The following is a 21,142-nucleotide window of genomic DNA, read 5'->3' on the forward strand; positions in this document are numbered from 1 at the left end:
GATCATATACCCATATGGGTGTACGTCGAAAGGGTGAAGATCGCCGTTAAATCACCTTTCCACTGAATGGAAGGACGTGCTCGGCGCCGCGGAGAGACGGCGGCGCAAGGCTGAATCCGCCGCATGACGCCGGTACCTTTCGACGGTCATTTCACCGACGGGGAGGCATCGATGAAGTTCTTCACACGCAGGCGCTCGAAAGCGCTTGCCGCGCTCGTGAGCGTGCTGATGGCCGTCGCCGGCGTCATCGTGTTCTCGCAGGTCGCGACGGCGGCGCCGACCGACCAGCAGTGCTCGTACGCGGACGCCGGCACGGGGACGTACGCGCGCACGCTGTGCTGGCTCGACCAGAGCGGCTACGACCAGGCGGCGGCCTCCAGTGCCGGCGGCCAGCAGATGAAGGTCGCACTGCCCGGCGGCTACACGCTCGAATACACGGCCTTCTCGACTGCGCGCGCGGTGGTCCCCGCCGCTTTCCCGACCTACACGGCCGCCTATCTCGGCCGCAACGACGGCGGGTACCGGGGCGTGGCGGGCATGCCCGCGCTGTACCAGGCGGGCGCCACGGGAGGGTACTCGTCCGTGCTGATGGCCGGTATCGCGGTCACAGATGGCGACGGGAACCCCGTTAACGCCTTCTCGATCGTCATGGCGGACGCCGAGTCGACGGACCAGGGCGAGTCGCTGTCGTTCACGGCCGATCGGCCGCTGCGTCAGATCGCGCCGCTGGGCAACGCGTGCGAAGCGGGCTTCACGGGAGTCGGCACGAACACGGTCACGTGCTCCAGCGGCGAGAGCGTATGGAGGAGCGGCACGGCGATGCTGGCCGCCGACGCGCCGACCGGTGTCACGATGAACTTGAGCACGAACCGGCGACAGGGCGTCGCGTTCGGCATACTGCTATCGAAGGTCGTCCTGTCCAAGAACGTCGCCAGCCGGGTGACCCCGTCCGACTCGTTCGGGCTCAGCGTAACCGCCCCCGGCGGCATCCAGCTCGCCGGCGCCGACACCGGTACGGCGACCACCGCCACCACGGGCGAAGTCGAGACCATCGGCGCCACGACCACCTCCCCGTTCATGCTCGCGGAGACCGCGACCGGCACGACGCCGATCGGCGCGTACGCGCAGTCCTGGTCGTGCACCAGGAACGGCTCGGCCGATCCCGGGCTGCCGTCGGGTGCCGCCGGTCCCTCGGCCGGCGTCATGCTCGCGATCGGAGACCTGGTGAACTGCACCATCACCAACACGGCGCTCTCCGGGAACCTCCTCCTCCAGAAGGAAGCCGGACCCGTGAACGACGTGAACGGCAACGGAGTCCGTGACGCCGGCGACACGATCCCCTACTCCTTCACGGTGACGAACACCGGGCAGGTCGCTGTCGACGGTCTCGTCGTCAACGACCCCGCCGTCGGAGCGGTGAGCTGCCCGACGACCACCCTCGCCCCCGGAGCCTTCACGCGCTGCACGGCGAACTCGCTGTACACGATCACGGCCGCGGACGTCAGCTCCGGCGACTTCACGAACACCGCGTCGGCGCAGGGGAACCTGCTCGGCGGTACGACCGTGATCCGCTCCAACACCTCCGCGACCACCACGACGCTCGAAGCCGCGAACGCCGCGCTGACGCTCAGCAAGACGGTCACCCCTTCGACCGCGGCGACCGCCGGGACCACGGTGACCTACCACTACGGCGTCACGAACGCCGGCAACGTGGATGTGCACGCCCTCGCGATCGTGGAGAGCTCCTTCTCCGGCGGCGGGACCGGCCCGGCGCCGGTCTGCCCGGTGACGTCGCTCGCCCCCGGCGTCTCGACGGTCTGCACCGCGACCTACACGCTGACCCAGGCGGACGTGGACAGCGGCTCGGTGACGAACACCGCCCACGCGAGGGCGACCGACCCGGAGAGCGGCACCGTCGACTCCCCCGCCTCCTCTGCGACCCTTACCTCCGTCGCTGCGCCCGCGATCACGCTCGAGAAGTCGACGTCGCCGGACGACGCGGCGTCGTTCGTCGTGGGGCAGGTCCTGACCTACTCCTTCGTCGCCACCAACACCGGCAACGTGACGCTGACGGACGTCGGCATCACCGAACAGGGCTTCACCGGCACCGGAGGCGCAGTGAACCCGGTGTGCCCGGCCAGCGCTCCGATCCCGCCGGGCGGCCAGGTGACCTGCACGGCGGACTACACGCTGACGCAGGCCGACATCGACCAGGGCGACGTGACGAACACGGCGACGTCGCACGGCACGCCGCCGAGCGGCCCGGCCGTGAACTCGGCGCCGGCCACGATCAGCGCCCCGGGTAACCCGGCGCCGGCGATCACCGTCGAGAAGACCGCGACGCCCGCGACAGTCGCGGCGCAGGGCGACGTCGTGAGCTACCAGTTCGCCGTCACGAACAGCGGGAACGTGACCCTGAAGGACGTCACGGTCGACGAGACGGCGTTCTCGGGCAGCGGAGGGACGCCCGTCGTCACCTGCCCCACGGAGGCGGCCACGATGCTCCCCGGCGCCCGGCTGGTCTGCACCGCGAGCTACACGCTGACTCAGACGGACGCCGACCAGTCCCAGCTCGTCAACACCGCCAGCGCGACCGGCACCCCGCCGGCGTCGGCGGGCGGCCCAGTCACGAGCGCGCCGTCGACGGTGACCGTCGCGGTCGCCGAGAACCCGGCGCTCACGTTGGTGAAGACGGCGAGCCCGCTGCACGCGAACGCCGCAGGGGACACGATCACATACTCGTTCGCGGTGACCAACACCGGCGACACGACGGTGAACGGTATCGGGATCGCCGAAGGCACGTTCTCCGGCACCGGCGCCGCGCCGTCGCCGAGCTGCCCGGCGGGTGCGGCCTCCCTCGCGCCGGGCGCGACCGTGACGTGCACGGCCACCTACACCGTCACCCTCGCCGACGCGAACGCCGGCGGCATCGACAACACCGCCACTGCGACGGGAACGACGGGGAGCGGCGCCGCCGTCACGTCGCCCGACTCGCAGACCGTGGTGCCGATCGCGCCCGACCCGGCGCTGACGCTGCAGAAGACCGCCTCCATCCGGAGCGTGACGGCAGCGGGCCAGACGGTCACCTACGAGTTCGTGGTGACCAACACCGGCAACGTGACGCTTCACAGCCCCCAGGTCGTGGAGTCCCAGTTCAGCGGGTTCGCCGCGCTGGACCCGGTCTGCCCTGCGGGGGTAACCTCCCTGGCGCCCGGCGAGTCGGTGACCTGCACCGCCGACTACGTCATCACCCAGGCCGACATCGACACGGGTGGGATCACCAACCGGGCCGTGGCGACCCTCCAGACGCTGGGCGGAGCCACCCTCACCGCTCCCCCGTCCGAGGTCGACATCACCGCCGACCCGGCGCCGGCGCTGACGATGGCGAAGACGGTCGACCCCACCGCGATCACCGCGGCGGGACAACCGGTCACGTACTCCTACCTGGTGACGAACACCGGCAACGTGACGCTGACGGACATCTCGGTGGCTGAGGGCGCCTTCACCGGCACCGGCACGACGCCGGCGCCGAGCTGCCCGGCCGGCGCGGCCTCCCTCGCGCCGGGCGCGACCGTCACCTGCACGGCGGCGTACACGCCCACCCAGGCCGACGTCGACGCGGGAACCGTGACCAACACGGCGACCGCGAGCGCCACGCCGATCGGCGGAGGCGCGGAGGTGGACTCCGAGCCGTCGTCGACGACCTTCAGCGCCACCGCGTCGCCGGACCTGACCATCGCCAAGACCGCCGACCCGGCCACGATCACACGCGCCGGTCAAACCGTCACCTACAGCTTCGTGGTGACGAACACCGGCAACGTGACCATGTCCGAGGTCGAGGTGATCGAAGGGACCTTCACCGGAACCGGCGCCGCGCCGGCCGTCCAGTGCCCGGCAGCGCCGATGGTCCTCGCGCCGCGTGACACCGCGACGTGCACGGCGACCTACCTGGCGACCCAGGCGGACGTGGATGCGGGCTCCGTCGACAACACGGCGACCGTACAGGGCACGATCCCGTCGGCGCCCGGTGTGCCGATGACGTTCGGTCCGGCTGACGGCACCTTCGCCGCACCGGCCCAGCCGGCGCTGACGATCGTCAAGTCGGGGACGCCGAGCGACGCCGCGTCGTTCACGACGGGCGCGGTGATCACGTACAGCTTCGTGGTGACCAACACCGGCAACGTGACGCTGGAGGACATCCAGGTGACCGACTCCGGCTTCACCGGCAGCGGGCCCGCTCCGGTGCCGGACTGCTCGGGTGCGCCGACCTCACTGGCGCCGACCGAGCAGCTGATCTGCACGGCGACATACACCGTCACGCAGGCGGACGCCGACGCTGGAGGCATCAGCAACACGGCCACGGCGAGCGGCATCCCGCCCGCGGGCGGCGAGCCTGTGGCGAGTGAGCCGTCCACGGTCACGCTGCCGCACGACAGCGCGCCCGCGCTCGGCCTGGTGAAGAGCGCCACCGTGAACGCCTCGACGATCGACTACCGCTTCACGGTGACCAACACCGGGAACGTGACGGTCACGGGCGTGTCCATCGCGGAGGGCGACTTCACGGGCACCGGCGGCTTCCCGGGCATCGACTGCCCGGACGAGGCGGCCTCGCTGGCTCCGGGCGCGTCGATCGTCTGCACGGCGACGTACACGCTGACCGACGCCGACCGGCGGGCCGGCACCGTGACCAACACGGCGGTCGCGGACGGCGCGGCCGGCTCGGGACGGGTGTCCTCGCCTCCGTCGACGGCTCGAGCCGCGTTGGGCGGTCTCGCCTCGACGGGACTGGACGTGGACACGCTCGTCTGGTTCGGCGCGATCCTCTTGGCCCTCGGCGGAGGCGCTCTCGGGTTCCGGCTGCTGAAGCGACGGCACGCCTGACCCGGGCATGACGAAGGCGGGGACGACTCGGGTCGTCCCCGCCTTCGTCGTGGTCAGTCGTCGGCGCGCGCCATGAACGGCTCGTGGCGGTAGCCGTCGTCGGTGAGGATCGCGACGGTGGACTCCGCCACCTCCACGAACGCGCCGGGGATGTCGTTGAGCGGTTCCGACACCACGACCTTCGCCTTGTCGCCGAAGATCTCCAGGCGCGCGGCGTCCGGGTACATCTCCCGCAGCTCCGGGATCGCGACCGAGTGGTACAGGCTCCTGCTGCGCCCCGAGGTGGAGTGCCGGAACGCCCACAGGGTCGCGCCGTCGGAGATCGCGATGGTGCCCTGCATCGGGAACTGCACGCCCTTCGACTCCCCGACCTCCTCGATGCGCTGGACGGTCTTGGTCATCGCGGCGATCGGGTCGTCCTGCAGACCGAGCGTCAACGCCAGATAGAACATCACCTCGGAGTCGGTGGTGCCGTGGATCAGCGGGTAGAGCGACTCGTCCACGGCGAAGGTCAGGTCGCGCTTCATCTCGGAGAAGCCGCCGAGGAACCCGTTGTGCATGAACAGCCAGTTCTCGTACCGGAACGGGTGGCAGTTCGTCTGCTGAATGGGCGGCCCGGCAGCCGCGCGCACGTGCCCGAAGAACAGCGGGCTGGCGATGGAGTTGGTCAGCTCGCGCAGGTTCTCGTCGTTCCACGCGGGCTCGGTGGAGTGGAACACGGAGGGCTTGCTGCCCGCCTTGGACCCCTCCGGGTACCAGCCGAAGCCGAAGCCGTCCCCGTTCACCGTCTCGGCGCCGAGCGGCGAGTTCAGCGATTGCGCGACCAGCGAGTGTTGCGCGTCCAGGATCAGTTCGGCGGGTTTGAGCGCCTCCCCCGAGTACGCGAGCCAACGGCACATGTCGTCTTCCCCTCCCGGATCGACCGGCTCGATCCGGGGGCACCATAACGCCCCTGCCCCTCCCCCGGGAATGGGCGACGGCCCGACTCTCAGGCTCGCCGTGCCCGCGCTCCTGGTCAGCCCGGCGGGGCCAGCACGTCACCCGGCTCGCCGTGCAGCGGGACGACGACGACCGGCCGCCTCTGGTCGTGCGCGAGGTGCGCGGAGACGGCTCCGCCGAGCCACTGCTCGAGGGCGTGCTCGACTCCCTTTCCGCGGGTGCCGACGACGAGGAGGCGCGCGTCCAGTTCGATGGCGACCCTGCCGAGCGCCTTCGACGCGTCGCCGGCGAGGATGCGCAGGGTCCACGACGGGGCCGCCGCGCCGGACGACTCGTCACCGGCGTCGAGCGCCGCTCCGATCGCCGCCGCCAGCTCCAGCGCGACGCGTTCGTCGTCGGCCTCCACGTCTCCGGGGTGGAGCGACGCCGCGTCGCGCACCTCCGCGCGGTCCCACTCGGTGAGGTAGCTGTCCTCCGTGACGTAGGCGCAGACCAGGTCGCGGCCGAGCGCGCTCGCGAGCCGGGCCGCCTCACGGACCACCGCGGCGGCCTGCTCGGGGTGCACGCCGACGATCACCGGGCCGGCGCCCGGCTGCTCGGTCATCGGACCCGCTCCCGCCGGATCAGGCCGACGGGGTGGAGCCCGCGATGTTCACCAGCCACTGGATGCCGAACCGGTCGACCAGCATCCCGAAGCTGTCGCCCCACGGCGCCTTGGACAGCGGCTCGATCACGGTGCCGCCCTCGGCCAGCTTGTCGTAGTAGCCGGAGAGCTGCGCCTCGTCGTCGCCGCTCAGCGACACCGAGATCTGCGAGCCCTCCGAGAAGTCCATGTGCGCGGGCACGTCGGCCGCCATCAGCGTGAAGCCCGCGTCGGTGGTGAGCTGAGAGTGCATGATGAGGTCGGCGTCCGCCGGGTCCTGGCTCATCCCGAACTCGGAGAACGTGCTCTGCTGCAGGGTGCCGCCGAACACGGACTGGTAGAAGTCCATCGCGTCGCGGGCCTGCGCGCGGAAGTTGAGGTAGGGGTTCAGGATCGACGGCATCGTGATGGTCTCCTTGGTGCACGCGCCCGGTGCGCGGCTCATCGCTCAGGGTAGTCAGTGGGCCGCGCGAGCGGGAGGGCCAGGCGAGCAAGTGAGTCGACCGAGTGAGCAGGTCAGACGCGATAGGCCGCGACGAACAACTCACCCCGGACCTCACCCAGCGCCGTGAGGATGCGCTCGACGACCGCGTCCGTCACTCCGGACGCCACGACGTCATAGGGCCCGAGCGGCGACAGCGGCGCGCACCGCACGCGGACGACCTCCCAGCCGACCGCGCGCAGGAGGCGGTCCTTGCGTCGGTCCGAGGCCTCCCGCGGGCCGACGTGCTCCAGCCCGTGCCGGCCGATCGTGTCGTACTCGACGGCGACGCGCAGCTCGGGGACGACGATGTCCGGCCACACCTCGAGCTGGTTGTAGAAGGGCCGCGCGACGCGGACGGCGTTGAGGCTCAGGTCCACGGCGAGCCGGGCGGCGAGACGGCGCTTCAGCTCGGGCTCGGCGGCGGACGCCGGGCGCGGCGCGAGCTCGCTGAGGAAGGCCTCCCCGACCGGCACGCGGTCCGCTCCGCGCCGGGCGTTCCGGCAGACCGGGCAGCGGCGGCCGCCCAGGATGCGTTCGACGGTCGCAGTGTACGCGGGATGGCCGTCGGCGCACTGCCACGAGTACCGCGCGGCGGTGCCGTTCTCGTGCGACAGCGCGACGCGGGACCCGGGCGCCGCCAGGGCGATCAGCTCCTCCCGGGTCATCGTGGTGCGGTCGAGCCGCCGGCAGAGGTAGCAGCGGTCGTCGTCGGGGTCGTTCTCGATGCGGCGGAGGTCGCGGGCGTGGCCGCAGACGTGCAGCCCGGCGTCGGGCTCCGGCGTGCGGACGCGGCGCGGGACCGCCTCCTCGCTGCACCAGGGGCACCACGCCGAACGCCGGCGGGTGCCGCCCGGGCGGGAGCGCTGCTCCTCCGGGGTCGCGATGAACCGGTGACCGGCGTCGCACTCCCACAGCACGTAGACGTCGGCGGCGGGCGGGATCTGGCTGAGCACGATCCCGGCGTTGAGCTCCGGGTGGAACTGGCGCACGACGGTCGGATAGCGCTGCCAGTCGGCCCGGTAGGTGCCGACGTCGTACGGCACGGCCAGCCCCTTGGACCACTGCCTGCGTGCCCACCACTGTGCGACGCTCTCGGTCACGTCACCCTGCCTTTCACACGGCAACGGTATGCCGGGCCTCCGACAGCGCTGCTGCTTACGTCACAGCAGGTACGGCAGCAGCGCGCGACGGTCGGGCGGGTAGTCGGGGAAGGTCTCCCGGTACCAGCGGTGGTTGGCGACGGCGCGCGGCGCGAGATTGGCCACCGTGTAGAGCGCGAAGGCCAGCCCCGCGACGGACCAGGTCGCCACCGCCCAGCCGGTCCACTCGACGATCTCGCCGAGGTAGTTGGGGCTGGAGACGACGCGGAAGCCGCCGCCGTACGGGATGCGGTAGCCGTCGCCACCGCGTCGCAGGCGGCGCAGGATGCGGTCGGAACCGACGTTGAGCGCGTACCCGCACGCGAACAGGGCGACGCCGATCCAGAACCGCGGGTCGGCCAGCCACGACACCGGATAGTCGCCGTACTCGGAGATCCAGCGCGCGTTGACCCAGGCGTTGAGGAGGTTGAACAGGATGGCCAGCAGCATCACCAGCACCGGCATCCGGGAGCCCGAGCGCATGAGCAGCGGGTACACGAACGCGCGCTGCACGTAGTGCGCCTGCCAGAGCAGCAGGAAGAGCACCGGCACGAGCTCGGCGCGGTGGGCGCCGAGCAGGTAGAAGCCGAGGAACGCGAGGCTCGCGGGCGCCTCCATCACCATCCAGCCGACCCGGGCCGGGACCGTCGGTCCCCAGCCCGGCCGCCCGTGCCGCCCGCCGTAGGGCGCGACGACGAAGAGGAGCGCCACGAAGGTCACGGCTGCGAGCACGAGCTCCGCGACGACGAACCAGCGATACGGGCCGGGCGGCATGTGCGGGAGTCTACGGGCCGACGAACGCGTCGAGCCCCTGGGCGCGCCACAGCGCCGGAGCATGCGTCACGCCGTGCTGCCAGAAGGCCTTCGAGATGATCCGGTTCCGCACGCGCGGGCCGCGGAGCCGCTGCTTCGCGAGTGCGCCGGTCAGGACCAGGTCGAACTGCAGCCGGATGTCCACCACGTCGGGGATGTGCGGCAGCGCCCGCCGGTGATGCGCGTGGACCGGCGCGCTCAGCAGCACGAGCTGCGGGATGGGGCAGCCGTTATTCACGGCCCGGACCGCCACCTCGCCGCCGTAGCTGTGCGCGAACACGGTCCCGACGCCGGTGCCACCGGTCGCGGTCGCGAGCCAGTCCTGGAGGCGTCGCGCCGCGATCGCGCGATGCCGCCCGCTGAGGTCGCCCGACCAGGAGAACGGCATGCCGGCGTCGTACAGCCCGGGACGGAGGCCGCCCAGCACATGGGTGTGGAAGTCGCCGCCGGGGTACCACCAGTCCGCCGGCCAGGCCCAGGTGCCGTGGATGAGCGTGCTGAGCCCTGCGGGCGCCGCGGGCGGCGCTCCAGTCGCTGCACCCGCGGGGGCGCCTGCGGGCGGTACGCCGCCACCCGTCCCCGCATCGGCCGCTTCGGGCTCCGAGTCTCCCTCGGCCTGGTCGACGCGATCGTCCAGGGCGATCGCGCGAAGCCACGCCGCGCTCGCCAGCTCGCGGACCACGTCGTCCGATGACCGCAGGGCCGAGCGGATGCGTTCCAGCGCGAGCAGCAGGAGCCGTCGGATCATGGCCCGCGTGTCGCCGTCGGCGGATGCGCTGAGCTGCTCCGCGGACGCCCCCGCCCACGCCTCCCCACGCCAGGCGACAGGCTCGACAGCCGGATCGGACAGCGCCAGGGAGAACGGATACAGGAGGTCGTCGGCGTCGATCCCGAGGATGTCCAGCGTGAGCGAGGCCGGAAGGGCGTTGAGCACGGCGACGGCGGCCGCGACGCTCTCGCGTTCCAGCGCACTGCACAGCCCGGCCGCCAGCAGCGTGAGCCGATGCCACGCGCTGCCTTCGTTCAGCCGCCGCCAGGCCTCGTGGCGGACCTCACGCGGCTGCCACCCGTCCCGCACGGTCCCCTGGAGGAACTCGCCCTCCCCGTAGAGGACGTTGTCGGCGACCCGCAGGCGCTCGACGGCGTCCCGCAGTTCGTCCCGGAATCCGAACCTCCCCAGCATGTCGGGCTCGATCACGTCGAGGGGCGCACCGCGCAGAGTCGTCGCGCTGAGGGCGCCCGCGATCGCGAACCGCGACGCGTTGGTCCCCTCGGTCTCCGGACTCTCCTCGATCGAGTCGTCCTCCGGGTAGACCGCGAACTGCTGCAGATCGTCGCCCTCGGCGTCCATGAGCCGCACCCCCTCCGAGCCGCGCGCGCGACTCCGGGGCACAGATTAGGTCTGCTGCTGCGATGGAGGCTAGGGGTGGGCCCTACCTCGCGACACGGCATCGAACCGATGACAGGGTGCCTCACGGTGGGCCCTGCCGGGATCGAACCGACGACATCCACGGTGTAAACGTGGCGCTCTACCAGCTGAGCTAAAGGCCCTGGACGCCTCCCAGCCTAGCGGGAAGCGCACCCGCTCACACGTGGGCGGGGAGCAGCTCCAGAGCGGCCCGGTACGCCTCGATCGAGCGGGCCTCCCCCGGCGCCGTGATGAAGGACGCGCGGATGATCCCGCTCTCGTCGATCAGGAAGGTGGCGCGGTTCGCGATGCCCTTCTCCGGCAGGAAGACGCCGTACTCCTTGGCGGTCTCGCCGTGCGGCCAGAAGTCGGCCAGCAGGCTGAAGTCGTAGCCCTCCTGCTCGGCCCACGCGCGCAACGTGTACTTGGAGTCGACCGAGATCGCCAGCAGCTCCACCCGGTGGTCCTGGAACATCGCCAGGTTGTCGCGGAGCGCGCACAGCTCGCCGGTGCAGGTGCCGGAGAACGCGAGCGGGACGAAGACGAGCGCGACCGATTTGGAGCCCCGGAAGTCGCTCAGCCGGACCGAGCGGCCGTGCTGGTCGAGCAGTTCGAAGTCGGGAGCCTGGGTGTCGTTCTCCAGAGCCATGGTGCGGTGTCCTTTCAGCGCCCCTGGGTCGATTCCACCCGGCCGGCGCACGAGGACACAGCATAGACCCGGCCGCGCGGAGCGCCAACCCGCGGGCGTCCCTCCGCCGGTCACCGGTGGTCTCGAGTTGCGGCTAGGCTGAACGATGGTGCCCGCAGATTTGTCGTGACCCGACAAGCGGATGCGCGCCTTCCACGATCCATCCGACACAAGAAAGAGGTCGAGGGTGACTGTAAACGACCAGGACCCGTACTCGGTGAATAACATCGATTCGGACCCCGAGGAGACCGCCGAATGGCGCGAGTCCCTCGACGCACTGGTTGCGGCACACGGCCATGAGCGCGCTCGCGAGATCATGCTCAGCCTGCTGAAGCGCTCGAAGGAACTGCACCTCGGCGTGCCGATGGTGCCGACCACCGACTACATCAACACCATCTCCCCCGAGAACGAGCCGGACTTCCCCGGCGACGAGGAGATCGAGCGCCGTTACCGGGCGTGGATCCGCTGGAACGCGGCCATCCTCGTGCACCGCGCGCAGCGCCCCGGCATCGCTGTCGGCGGCCACATCTCGACCTACGCGTCGAGCGCCGCGCTCTACGAGGTCGGCTTCAACCACTTCTTCCGCGGCCAGGACCACCCGGGCGGCGGCGACCAGATCTTCGTGCAGGGCCACGCCTCCCCCGGCACCTACGCCCGCGCGTTCCTCGAGGGCCGGCTGAGCGCCGACCAGCTCGACGGCTTCCGCCAGGAGAAGTCGCACGCGGGCGGCGGCCTGTCGTCGTACCCGCACCCGCGGCTCATGCCTGAGTTCTGGCAGTTCCCGACCGTGTCGATGGGCCTCGGCCCGATCAACGCGATCTACCAGGCGCAGCTCAACCAGTACCTCACCAACCGCGGCATCAAGGACGCCTCCGACCAGCACGTCTGGGCGTTCCTCGGCGACGGCGAGATGGACGAGGTGGAGTCGCGCGGCCAGCTCCAGGTCGCCGCGAACGAGAAGCTCGACAACCTGACCTTCGTCATCAACGCGAACCTGCAGCGCCTCGACGGCCCGGTGCGCGGCAACGGCAAGATCATCCAGGAGCTGGAGAGCTACTTCCGCGGCGCAGGCTGGAACGTCATCAAGGTGATCTGGGGCCGCGAGTGGGACGACCTCCTCGCCAAGGACGCCGACGGTGCACTGGTCAACCTGATGAACCAGACGCCGGACGGCGACTACCAGACCTACAAGACCGAGAACGGCGCCTACGTGCGCGAGAACTTCTTCGGCCGCGACCCGCGGACGCTCGAACTGGTCAAGGACTACACCGACGACGAGGTCTGGAACCTCAAGCGCGGCGGCCACGACTACCGCAAGGTCTACGCGGCCTTCAAGGCGGCCGTCGAGCACAAGGGCCAGCCCACCGTCATCATCGCGAAGACGATCAAGGGCTACGGCCTGGGTCCGTCCTTCGAGGGCCGCAACGCGACCCACCAGATGAAGAAGATGACGCTGGACAACCTCAAGACGTTCCGCGACGCGATGCGCATCCCGGTCACGGACGCGCAGCTCGAGGAGAACCCGTACCTGCCGCCGTACTACAACCCGGGTCCGGACGACGAGGCGATCCAGTACCTGCACGAGCGCCGTCGCGCGCTCGGCGGCTACGTCCCGGAGCGTCGTGTGAAGTACACGCAGCTCACCCTCCCCGACGACTCGGCATACGCGATCGCCAAGAAGGGCTCCGGCACGCAGGAGATCGCCACCACCATGGCGTTCGTCCGGCTGCTGAAGGACCTGCTGCGGGCCAAGGACTTCGGCCACCGCATCGTCCCGATCATCCCCGACGAGGCGCGCACCTTCGGCATGGACGCGTTCTTCCCGAACGCGAAGATCTACAACCCGAACGGCCAGCACTACACCTCGGTCGACCGCGAGCTGCTCCTGGCCTACAAGGAGAGCCCGCAGGGCCAGATCATCCACGTCGGCATCAACGAGGCGGGCGCCCTGGCGGCGTTCACCAACGTGGGCACGTCGTACTCGACGCAGGGCGAGCCGCTCATCCCGGTCTACGTCTTCTACTCGATGTTCGGCTTCCAGCGCACCGGCGACGCCATGTGGGCCGCCGGCGACCAGATGGCACGCGGCTTCATGATCGGCGCCACCGCCGGCCGCACCACGCTGACCGGCGAGGGCCTGCAGCACGCCGACGGCCACTCGCTGCTGCTCGCGTCGACGAACCCTGCGGTCCTCGCATACGACCCGGCCTACGGCTACGAGATCGGCCACATCGTCCGCGCCGGCCTGGAGCGGATGTACGGCGAGTCGCACCCGAACCCGAACGTCATGTACTACCTGACGGTCTACAACGAGCCGATCGTGCAGCCGGCCGAGCCGGAGGGCGTGGACGTCGACGGCATCGTCCGCGGCATCCACAAGCTCCGCGACGGCGGCGAGGGCGGCCCGAAGGCGCAGCTCCTGGCGTCCGGCGTCTCCGTGCCGTGGGCGCTGGAGGCCCAGCACCTGCTCGCGCAGGACTGGGGCGTCTCCGCCGACGTGTGGAGCGTCACCTCGTGGGGCGAGCTGCGCCGCGACGGCCTGGCCGCGGAGGAGCACAACTTCCTCTACCCGCAGCAGGACAAGCAGGTGCCGTACGTCACCCGCAAGCTGCAGGGCGCCGAGGGCCCGTTCGTCGCCGCGACCGACTACATGCACGCGGTTCCGGACCAGATCCGTCAGTTCGTCCCCGGCGAGTACGCCACGCTGGGCGCCGACGACTTCGGCTTCTCCGACACCCGCGCCGCCGCGCGCCGGTTCTTCAAGATCGACGGCCCCTCGATCGTGGTCCGCACGCTCGAGCTGCTCGCGGCCCAGGGCAAGGTGGACCCGAACGCTCCGGCCTGGGCGATCGAGAAGTACCTGCTGCACGACGTGAACGCCGGGACCACCGGCAGCGCGGGCGGCGAGTCCTAGACCGCGGACCGTGCCGACGACACCGGAGCGGACCAAGTCCGAGACCCTTGCGTGGTTGCGCAAGATCTCGGGCGAACTCGCCACGACCACGCTGAAGCGGCTGGAGGACACGCTCCCCTGGTACCGGGACATGCCCCCCGGCCGCCGCAGCGCGGTCGGGCTGGTCGCCCAGGCGGGCATCTCGTCCTTCATCTCGTGGTTCGACGACCCGCGGTCGACGCCGTGGATCGCGGCCGACGTCTTCGGGGCGGCTCCGCGCGAGCTGCTCCGGAGCGTCAGCCTGCAGCAGACCCTGCAGCTCATCAAGATCACGGTCGAGGTGGTCGAGGAGCGGGTGAAGAGCGGCGGCAACGAGTCGCTGAAGGAGGCCATCCTCCTGTACTCGCGCGAGATCGCGTTCGCCGCGGCCGACGTGTACGCGCGAGCAGCCGAAGCGCGCGGCCTCTGGGACGCGCGCCTGGAGGCCCTGGTGGTCGACAGCATCCTCACCGGCGAGTACGACGACGAGCTGCCGAGCCGGATCGCCGCGCTCGGCTGGCACGGCCACGGCGAAGTGAGCGTCCTGGTGGGCACCGCCCCCAAGATGCTCGACGTCGATCAGCTCCGGCGCACCGCACGGCACATGTCGGCGGACGTGCTGATCGGCGTGCAGGGCAGCAGGCTCGTGCTCGTCATCGGCCGCGCGGAGCCGAACGACGGATCCACGGAGGAGGCCATCGGCGCAGCTCCTTCGGTCAGCTTCCTGGACATCGCGCAGCAGCTCGAACCGGGTTTCGGCGCGGGACATCTCGTGCTCGGTCACGAGGTGCCGAGCCTGGTGGACGCCTCGAAGAGCGCCAAGGCCGCCCTCGCCGGCTTCGCCGTCGCGAAGGCCTGGCGCAACTGCCCGCGGCCGGTGCACGCGGACGACCTGCTCCCGGAGCGGGCGCTCGCGGGCGACGGGCTCGCCCGCGCGACGCTGATCAGCCGCATCTACCGGCCGCTCCAGGCGTACTCGACCGAGCTGCTGACCACCCTGTGGTGCTACCTCGACAACGGCCGCTCGCTGGAGGCGACGGCCCGCGAGCTGTTCGTGCACCCGAACACCGTGCGCTACCGGCTCAAGCGCGTCTCGGAGGTCATCGGCTGGGACGCCACCGGCGCCAGGGAGGCCCTCATCCTGCAGGCCGCGCTCATCGTGGGGTCGATCAACGAGCCCGAGCCGCCACGTCGGCACTGAGCCGAGGCGCGGTCGGCATCGACTGTAGACATTCACAAAGCCTCCGCGAATAGTTCGTATACATCCGACACATCCGCTCGGCGGAAGATTGGCAGACTTGAATCCGTGATCGTCATCGCGTGCCCGGGACAGGGTTCCCAGACCCCCGGCTTCCTCGACCCGTGGCTCACCGAACCGTCGTTCCGTGACCAGCTCACCCGCATCTCCGACGCCGTCGGCATCGACCTCGTCGCGCACGGCACGGTGAGCGACGCGGACACCATCCGCGACACCGCGGTGGCCCAGCCGCTGATCGTCTCGGCGGGACTGCTGACGCTGTCGGCGCTCCTCGCCGACGGCCGCCGCGAGAAGATCGGCGGCATCGCCGGTCACTCGGTGGGCGAGCTGACGGCCGCGGCGGGAGCCGGCGTGCTGTCCGAGACCGACGCCGTCGCGTTCGTCCGGGAGCGCGGCGCCGCGATGGCCCGCGCCGCTGCGGAGGAGCGCACGGGCATGAGCGCCGTGATCGGCGCCGACGAGGACGAACTGCTGGCGAAGCTCGACACGCTCGGCCTCTCCCCCGCCAACTACAACGGCGGCGGCCAGATCGTCGTCGCGGGCGACCTCGACGCGCTCGCGAAGCTGGCCGAGGAGCCGCCCGCCCGCGCCCGGGTCATCCCGCTGCAGGTGGCCGGCGCGTTCCACACCCGCTACATGGCCTCCGCGGTGCCGGCGCTGGAGGAGTTCGCCGCCACCCTCACCACGAACGACCCGACGCTTCGGCTCTGGACCAACAAGGACGGCTCCGAGGTCACCGACGGCGCCGAGTTCCTGCGCCTGCTCGTCGGCCAGGTCTCCTCGCCCGTGCGCTGGGACCTCGACATGGCGGCGTTCCAGGAGGCCGGTGTCTCCGGCATCATCGAGGTCGCCCCGGCCGGCGCCCTCGTCGGCCTGGCCAAGCGCGGGCTGAAGGGCGTGCCCGCCGTCGCGGTGAAGACCCCCGACGACCTGCCCGCCGCATTCGAGCTCATCGACCAGGCCGCCTAGGAGGACCACCGGACATGACCCACCCCACCCTGCAGCAGGCGCACGGCCCGCAGTACACCCGGATCCTCTCCATCGGCGCGGCCCGCGGCGACCTCGTCGTCCCGAACGATGACCTGGTCGGCCCGATCGACTCCTCCGACGAGTGGATCCGCCAGCGCACCGGCATCATCACGCGCACCCGGGCGAGCCACGACATCGGCGCGGTGGACCTCGCGACCGAGGCGTCGAAGGAGGCCATCGCGAAGTCCGGCGTCGACCCGAAGCTGATCGACGCGGTTATCGTCGCGACCATCTCGAACCCGCAGCAGACTCCGTCGCTGGCCGCCGTGCTCGCCGACAACGTCGGCGCCAACCCGGCCGCCGCCTACGACATGAACGCCGCGTGCGCCGGCTACGCCTACGCGGTGGCCCAGGCCGACGCGCTGATCCGCACCGGCCAGGCGCACTACGCGCTCGTCGTCGGGGCCGAGAAGCTCTCCGACGTGGTCGACCCGACCGATCGCACCATCTCCTTCCTGCTCGGCGACGGCGCGGGCGCCGTGGTCATCGGCCCGAGCGAGTACCCCGGCATCGCGAAGACGGTATGGGGCTCCGACGGCTCCAAGGCCGGCGCGGTCGGGATGGGCAGCACGCTCACCGAGTTCCGCGACGGCGAGGCCCCGTGGCCGACCCTGCGCCAGGACGGCCAGACGGTCTTCCGCTGGGCGGTCTGGGAGATGGCGAAGGTCGCCAAGCAGGCGCTCGACGCGGCCGGCGTGACACCCGACCAGCTCGCCGCCTTCATCCCGCACCAGGCGAACATGCGGATCGTCGACGAGTTCGCCAAGCAGCTCAAGCTGCCGGACACCGTCGCGATCGCGCGCGACATCGAGACGACGGGCAACACCTCCGCCGCGTCCATCCCGCTCGCCACGCACCGGCTCCTGCAGGAGCACCCCGAACTGTCCGGCGGTCTCGCGCTCCAGATCGGCTTCGGCGCCGGTCTGGTCTTCGGCGCGCAGGTCGTCGTGCTCCCCTAGGGCCTGCCCTAGACTGATCAACGGTCAAAACGACACCCCCTCAAGGAGAAAACACCATGGCATTGTCCACCGAAGAAGTTCTTGCCGGCCTGGCCGAGCTCATCAACGACGAGACCGGCATCGCGACCGACACGGTTGAGCTGGACAAGTCGTTCACGGACGACCTCGACATCGACTCGATCTCGATGATGACCATCGTGGTCAACGCCGAGGACAAGTTCGATGTGAAGATCCCGGACGAAGAGGTCAAGAACCTGAAGACCGTCGGCGACGCCGTCGAGTTCATCGTCAAGGCGCAGGACGCCTGAGCCCCGCTAGAGGAAGCTTCCTCCGCGCGGGCGGCTGAGCGCCGCCCGCGCGAGTGGCGGCGCAGTGCGCCCGCCGTCGTCCCGACTATACGGAGTTGCCGTTATGACCAAGAAGATCGTCGTCACCGGTATGGGCGCCTCGTCGCCGCTCGGTGGCACCGCCCCGGAGAGCTGGGCAGCACTGCTGGCCGGGAAGTCCGGAACCCGCACTCTCACGCACGACTGGGTCGCCGAGTACGAGCTCCCGGTGACCTTCGCCGCAGAGGCCCTCGTGCGCCCTGACACCATTCTCGACCGCCCGACCGCGAAGCGGCTCGACCCGTCCAGCCAGTTCGCGCTCGTCTCCGCGATGGAGGCCTGGGCGGACGCCGGAGCGCCCGACGTCCCCGCCGAGCGGCTCGGCGTCGACTACGCGACGGGGATCGGCGGCGTCTGGACGCTGCTCGACGCGTGGGACACCCTGCGCGCGCGCGGCCCGCGCCGCGTGCTTCCGATGACGGTCCCGATGCTCATGCCCAATGCGGCCTCCGCCGCCGTCTCCATGCACTTCGAGGCCCGCGCCTTCGCCCGCACGGTCGCGTCGGCCTGCGCGTCGAGCACCGAGTCGCTCGTGAACGCCTACGAGCACCTGCAGGCGGGCCTCGCCGACGTCGTGATCGCCGGTGGGACCGAGTCGGCGATCCACCCGATCACCATCGCCTCGTTCTCCTCCATGCAGGCGCTCTCGCGCCGCAACGACGACCCGGCCACCGCATCCCGGCCCTACAGCGTCGACCGCGACGGCTTCGTCATGGGCGAGGGGGCGGCCAGCCTGGTGCTGGAGACCGAGGAGCACGCGCTCGCCCGCGGCGCCCGCATCTACGCGGAGATCGTCGGCGGCGGCGTCACGGCCGACTCGTACCACATCACGGCGAACGACCCCGAGGGCCGCGGGGCCATCCGCGCTCTGCGGCTCGCCCTGGAACAGGCGGGCGCCTCCCCCGACGAGGTCACCCACATCAACGCGCACGCCACCAGCACCCCCGTCGGCGACCCGGCGGAGTACGTGGCGCTGCGCGAGGTGTTCGGCGACCGCGTGCACGACATCCCGGTGTCGGCCACGAAGGCGTCCACCGGCCACCTGCTCGGCGGCACCGGCGCGCTGGAGGCCGTGTTCACCATCCTCGCGCTCCGCGACCGCGTCGCGCCGCCGACGATCAACATCACCGAGAGGGACCCGGCGATCCCGCTCAAGGTCTCCGCAGAGCCCCAGCCGCTCGGCGACGGCCCGCAGCTCGCGATCAGCAACTCGTTCGGCTTCGGCGGCCACAACGCCGTCGTGGCGATCCGCTCGGTCTGAGCCCGCAGCAGCGTCGAAGAAGGCCCCGGTCGTACAACCGGGGCCTTCTTCTGTTCACCGCGTGCGGACGGCCGGGCCTGGCCCGTCGCGGGAGTGGGTGCGGCTCAGCCGACCTTGTGCAGCCAGATGACCGAGGTGTCGTCGTGGGCGCGGCGGAACGGCTCGAGTTCGTCGTCCCATGCCTGGCCGAGCGCGAGCCGCAGCTCGCGCTGCAGCTCGAGCGGGTTGGGGCCGGCGACCTCCATGGCGTAGCGGATGCGGTCCTCCGGCACGACGGTGTTGCCCGCCGTGTCGGTCTGGACGAAGAAGATGCCGAGGTCGGGGGTGTGCATCCAGCGGCCGCCGTCGGTGCCGAGGCCGGCGTCCTCCGTCACCTCGTAGCGCAGGTGCTCCCAGCCGCGCAGCGCTGTCGCGAGGCGTGCGCCGGTGCCCTGGGGGCCGTCCCAGAAGAACTCGGTGCGCTGGGCGCCCCTCAGCACCGGCTGCGTCTCCCAGGTGAAGTTGACGGCACGACCGAGTGCGCGTCCTGCCGCCCACTCGATGTGAGGGCAGAGCGCGCCGGGAGAGGAGTGCACATAGAGCACTCCTCGAGCTGCGTGAGCCGTCATGGTTTCCTCCTTCGTCGGTACGTCTTCCCCTACGACCGCGAATGAGCGCCATGACTCCTATGAAGTTGACTACCGTGATTATGCCGGAGAACGCGCCCGAGTTACAAGATTGTGATTCGGCGATTCCCGACTGCCGGTGTTCCGTGGTGCCAGCGCGGCGCGAGCGGAATAGCATACCGGGTATGTCGGTCCAGTATGGTTTCCTCGCGGTGCTGACCCAGGGCCCCGCCTACGGCTCCCAGCTCCAGAACGAGTTCCTCCTGCGCGCGGCCAACCGCCGCCAGCTCAACGCCGGGCAGGTCTACTCCACCCTCGACCGGATGACCGAGCAGGGCCTGATCGAGTCGGCGGGCGAGACCGAGGACGGACTCCCGCTCTACCGGCTGACCGCTGCGGGAGCAGAGGAGGCCAGGTCCTGGCTGACCTCCGGCCCGCGCGACGCGCGACCGGACTGGGACGAGATGCAGGACCAGGTCCTCATGGCCGCGTCGCTCGACGGCGCGGACGCGGCCGCGGTCGTCGCCGACTACCGTGCGGCGTTCGCGGAGCGCATCCGGGAGCTGACGCACGACGCCGACTCCCGGGCCGTGCTGGCCGCCAACCGTGCGGCCGAGCTCGGTGCCCGCGCCGCCATCGAGTGGCTGGACGAGGTGGCCAAGGCCCTCACCGCGCATCCCGGCGCGCTGGTCCAGCCGCGCTCCCCGGAGCGTCCACGCCGCGGGCGCAAGCCCGCAGCCGCGCTCGACTGACCTCTGAGGCCCTGGCCGGGTCGGCGGGTCAGTGCAGGAGCTGGCCGTCCTTGTCGAGGACGTTCTTCTCCCCGGCCTCGATCGGGACCGCGAAACGGTTCTGCGCGGGCGGCAGCGGGCAGTTGAAGTTGTAGCTGAAGGCGCACGGCGGCAGGACCGCGAGGTTGAAGTCCAGGGTCACGGTGCCGTCCTCGTTCGGGACGACGAACAGGAACCGGCCGACCGAATAGGTGCTCTCGCCGTTCGTGGTGTCCGAGTAGACGAGCTGAAGCGCCCGCCCCGCCTTGAAGGCGGCGAGGTTGTAGTCGACCCCGTCCTTCGTGAAGGTGATCTCGCCGGGGATGACCATGTCCCGCGTCGCGCCGTCGTCCTTGAGGTGCTCGAAGCCGACCGTCTTGCCGCCCTCGATCGGCGAGAACGTCGCCGTGATGATCCACTCGGGGTTGAACGGGAAGGCGTCGATCGAGCCGAACCTCTGGATGTCCTCGGACTCGGCGTCCCAGACCCGCAGCGCGTACTCGCCCTGCTCGTTCGCGATCACGAAACCGGTGACGGTCGCGCTGAACCGGATGGCGCCGGGGTTCGGGTCGTCCTTGCCCCGCACGATCGCGGAGCCGTCGACGAGCACCTCGTCGACGAAGATGTTGTCCGTCGCGGCGGCGGTGACCTTCAGTCCCGACTGACCCGCCGGCAGCGGCGACCACACGCCGGGCACCCCCCAGACCGGCTGCTCGGAGGCCGGGTCGCCCGTGATCCACTGCGTATTGACCAGCGCGAGGTTGCCCTGCGGCGCGGTGACGGCCTGCTCACGACGGGAGTGGTAGCGCGCGAGGACGGCGTCGGGATCGGCGGGGGCTGCGATGTCGGTCATGGTCTCCATCCTCTGTCAGGTCGGTGGGTGCAACCAAGCGCGACACTCCCCCATTCCCCGGTGCCCCATTCGCGGCGCCCGCTCCCCCGCGCGC

The 21,142-nt window shown here is 70.8% G+C and carries 17 protein-coding genes and 1 tRNA gene; 8 read left to right on the plus strand and 10 right to left on the minus strand.

Translation table 11 applies throughout. From position 1 onward, the window contains the following. Window positions 1–171: 171 nt before the first annotated feature. Entirely contained in the window at window positions 172–4,881 is a 4,710-nt protein-coding gene (locus AC3A3H_RS13965) for a beta strand repeat-containing protein (protein WP_487615151.1), read from the plus strand. Between the two features lie 53 nt (window positions 4,882–4,934). On the opposite strand, the gene AC3A3H_RS13970 is transcribed toward AC3A3H_RS13965, so the two are convergent. From AC3A3H_RS13970 to AC3A3H_RS14005, 8 genes are all read right to left on the minus strand, one after another. After that, complete coding sequence (locus AC3A3H_RS13970; RefSeq protein WP_487615152.1) at window positions 4,935–5,780, minus strand: class II glutamine amidotransferase; 846 nt, start codon at window positions 5,778–5,780, stop codon at window positions 4,935–4,937. 116 nt (window positions 5,781–5,896) lie between these two features. Beyond that, on the minus strand, window positions 5,897–6,424 hold the full coding sequence (locus tag AC3A3H_RS13975; RefSeq protein ID WP_487615153.1) for a universal stress protein: 528 nt from the start codon (window positions 6,422–6,424) through the stop codon (window positions 5,897–5,899). A gap of 19 nt (window positions 6,425–6,443) precedes the next feature. Further along, window positions 6,444–6,866 carry a VOC family protein gene (locus tag AC3A3H_RS13980; RefSeq protein WP_487615466.1) on the minus strand — a complete coding sequence of 141 codons (423 nt, stop codon included), beginning with the start codon at window positions 6,864–6,866 and terminating at the stop codon, window positions 6,444–6,446. 113 nt (window positions 6,867–6,979) lie between these two features. Further along, window positions 6,980–8,047, minus strand: a complete 1,068-nt coding sequence (locus AC3A3H_RS13985; protein ID WP_487615154.1) for a hypothetical protein — start codon at window positions 8,045–8,047, stop codon at window positions 6,980–6,982. 60 nt (window positions 8,048–8,107) lie between these two features. Next, window positions 8,108–8,860 (minus strand): phosphatidylethanolamine N-methyltransferase family domain-containing protein, encoded by a 753-nt coding sequence (locus AC3A3H_RS13990; protein WP_487615155.1) that lies wholly within the window; start codon window positions 8,858–8,860, stop codon window positions 8,108–8,110. Between the two features lie 10 nt (window positions 8,861–8,870). Continuing rightward, window positions 8,871–10,292, minus strand: a complete 1,422-nt coding sequence (locus AC3A3H_RS13995; RefSeq protein ID WP_487615156.1) for a hypothetical protein — start codon at window positions 10,290–10,292, stop codon at window positions 8,871–8,873. An 85-nt stretch (window positions 10,293–10,377) separates the two neighbouring features. After that, a tRNA-Val gene (locus AC3A3H_RS14000) sits at window positions 10,378–10,450 on the minus strand. A 35-nt stretch (window positions 10,451–10,485) separates the two neighbouring features. Continuing rightward, window positions 10,486–10,956, minus strand: a complete 471-nt coding sequence (locus tag AC3A3H_RS14005) for a peroxiredoxin (protein WP_487615157.1) — start codon at window positions 10,954–10,956, stop codon at window positions 10,486–10,488. 226 nt (window positions 10,957–11,182) lie between these two features. Here AC3A3H_RS14005 and aceE point away from each other — a divergent pair, with 226 nt between their 5' ends. The 6 genes from aceE to AC3A3H_RS14035 all read left to right on the plus strand — a co-directional run bounded on the left by aceE (window position 11,183) and on the right by AC3A3H_RS14035 (window position 18,820). Further along, a complete protein-coding gene (gene aceE, locus AC3A3H_RS14010; protein ID WP_487615158.1) occupies window positions 11,183–13,909 on the plus strand; it encodes a pyruvate dehydrogenase (acetyl-transferring), homodimeric type in 2,727 nt (908 codons plus the stop codon). Window positions 13,910–13,919: 10 nt separating this feature from the next. Next, window positions 13,920–15,128 (plus strand): PucR family transcriptional regulator, encoded by a 1,209-nt coding sequence (locus tag AC3A3H_RS14015; protein WP_487615159.1) that lies wholly within the window; start codon window positions 13,920–13,922, stop codon window positions 15,126–15,128. A 105-nt stretch (window positions 15,129–15,233) separates the two neighbouring features. After that, window positions 15,234–16,154 carry an ACP S-malonyltransferase gene (locus AC3A3H_RS14020; protein ID WP_487615160.1) on the plus strand — a complete coding sequence of 307 codons (921 nt, stop codon included), beginning with the start codon at window positions 15,234–15,236 and terminating at the stop codon, window positions 16,152–16,154. Window positions 16,155–16,168: 14 nt separating this feature from the next. Beyond that, complete coding sequence (locus tag AC3A3H_RS14025) at window positions 16,169–17,173, plus strand: beta-ketoacyl-ACP synthase III (protein ID WP_487615161.1); 1,005 nt, start codon at window positions 16,169–16,171, stop codon at window positions 17,171–17,173. Window positions 17,174–17,229: 56 nt separating this feature from the next. Beyond that, window positions 17,230–17,481 carry an acyl carrier protein gene (locus AC3A3H_RS14030; protein WP_021765217.1) on the plus strand — a complete coding sequence of 84 codons (252 nt, stop codon included), beginning with the start codon at window positions 17,230–17,232 and terminating at the stop codon, window positions 17,479–17,481. A gap of 103 nt (window positions 17,482–17,584) precedes the next feature. Then, a complete protein-coding gene (locus tag AC3A3H_RS14035) occupies window positions 17,585–18,820 on the plus strand; it encodes a beta-ketoacyl-[acyl-carrier-protein] synthase family protein (protein ID WP_487615162.1) in 1,236 nt (411 codons plus the stop codon). A gap of 104 nt (window positions 18,821–18,924) precedes the next feature. Here the strand turns inward: AC3A3H_RS14035 and AC3A3H_RS14040 are convergent, their stop codons facing one another. Beyond that, window positions 18,925–19,428, minus strand: coding sequence for a DUF3145 domain-containing protein (locus AC3A3H_RS14040; RefSeq protein WP_487615163.1), 504 nt, complete (start codon window positions 19,426–19,428; stop codon window positions 18,925–18,927). A 182-nt stretch (window positions 19,429–19,610) separates the two neighbouring features. Between AC3A3H_RS14040 and AC3A3H_RS14045 the strand changes: the two genes are divergently transcribed. Continuing rightward, a complete protein-coding gene (locus AC3A3H_RS14045; RefSeq protein ID WP_487615164.1) occupies window positions 19,611–20,177 on the plus strand; it encodes a PadR family transcriptional regulator in 567 nt (188 codons plus the stop codon). Window positions 20,178–20,205: 28 nt separating this feature from the next. Here the strand turns inward: AC3A3H_RS14045 and AC3A3H_RS14050 are convergent, their stop codons facing one another. Then, window positions 20,206–21,048, minus strand: a complete 843-nt coding sequence (locus AC3A3H_RS14050; protein ID WP_487615165.1) for a DUF1684 domain-containing protein — start codon at window positions 21,046–21,048, stop codon at window positions 20,206–20,208. Between the last annotated feature and the right edge of the window lie 94 nt (window positions 21,049–21,142).

It is taken from the genome of Leifsonia sp. Soil_N53 (assembly GCF_057655165.1).

Coding starts and splice junctions, on each gene's coding strand:
- AC3A3H_RS13965 (WP_487615151.1), top strand. CDS start 172: ATGAAGTTCTTCACACGCAGGCGCTCGAAAGCGCTTGCCGCGCTCGTG.
- AC3A3H_RS13970 (WP_487615152.1), bottom strand. CDS start 5,780: ATGTGCCGTTGGCTCGCGTACTCGGGGGAGGCGCTCAAACCCGCCGAA.
- AC3A3H_RS14040 (WP_487615163.1), bottom strand. CDS start 19,428: ATGACGGCTCACGCAGCTCGAGGAGTGCTCTATGTGCACTCCTCTCCC.
- AC3A3H_RS13975 (WP_487615153.1), bottom strand. CDS start 6,424: ATGACCGAGCAGCCGGGCGCCGGCCCGGTGATCGTCGGCGTGCACCCC.
- AC3A3H_RS13990 (WP_487615155.1), bottom strand. CDS start 8,860: ATGCCGCCCGGCCCGTATCGCTGGTTCGTCGTCGCGGAGCTCGTGCTC.
- AC3A3H_RS13980 (WP_487615466.1), bottom strand. CDS start 6,866: ATGCCGTCGATCCTGAACCCCTACCTCAACTTCCGCGCGCAGGCCCGC.
- AC3A3H_RS14045 (WP_487615164.1), top strand. CDS start 19,611: ATGTCGGTCCAGTATGGTTTCCTCGCGGTGCTGACCCAGGGCCCCGCC.
- AC3A3H_RS14050 (WP_487615165.1), bottom strand. CDS start 21,048: ATGACCGACATCGCAGCCCCCGCCGATCCCGACGCCGTCCTCGCGCGC.
- AC3A3H_RS14035 (WP_487615162.1), top strand. CDS start 17,585: ATGACCAAGAAGATCGTCGTCACCGGTATGGGCGCCTCGTCGCCGCTC.
- AC3A3H_RS14005 (WP_487615157.1), bottom strand. CDS start 10,956: ATGGCTCTGGAGAACGACACCCAGGCTCCCGACTTCGAACTGCTCGAC.
- AC3A3H_RS14030 (WP_021765217.1), top strand. CDS start 17,230: ATGGCATTGTCCACCGAAGAAGTTCTTGCCGGCCTGGCCGAGCTCATC.
- AC3A3H_RS14025 (WP_487615161.1), top strand. CDS start 16,169: ATGACCCACCCCACCCTGCAGCAGGCGCACGGCCCGCAGTACACCCGG.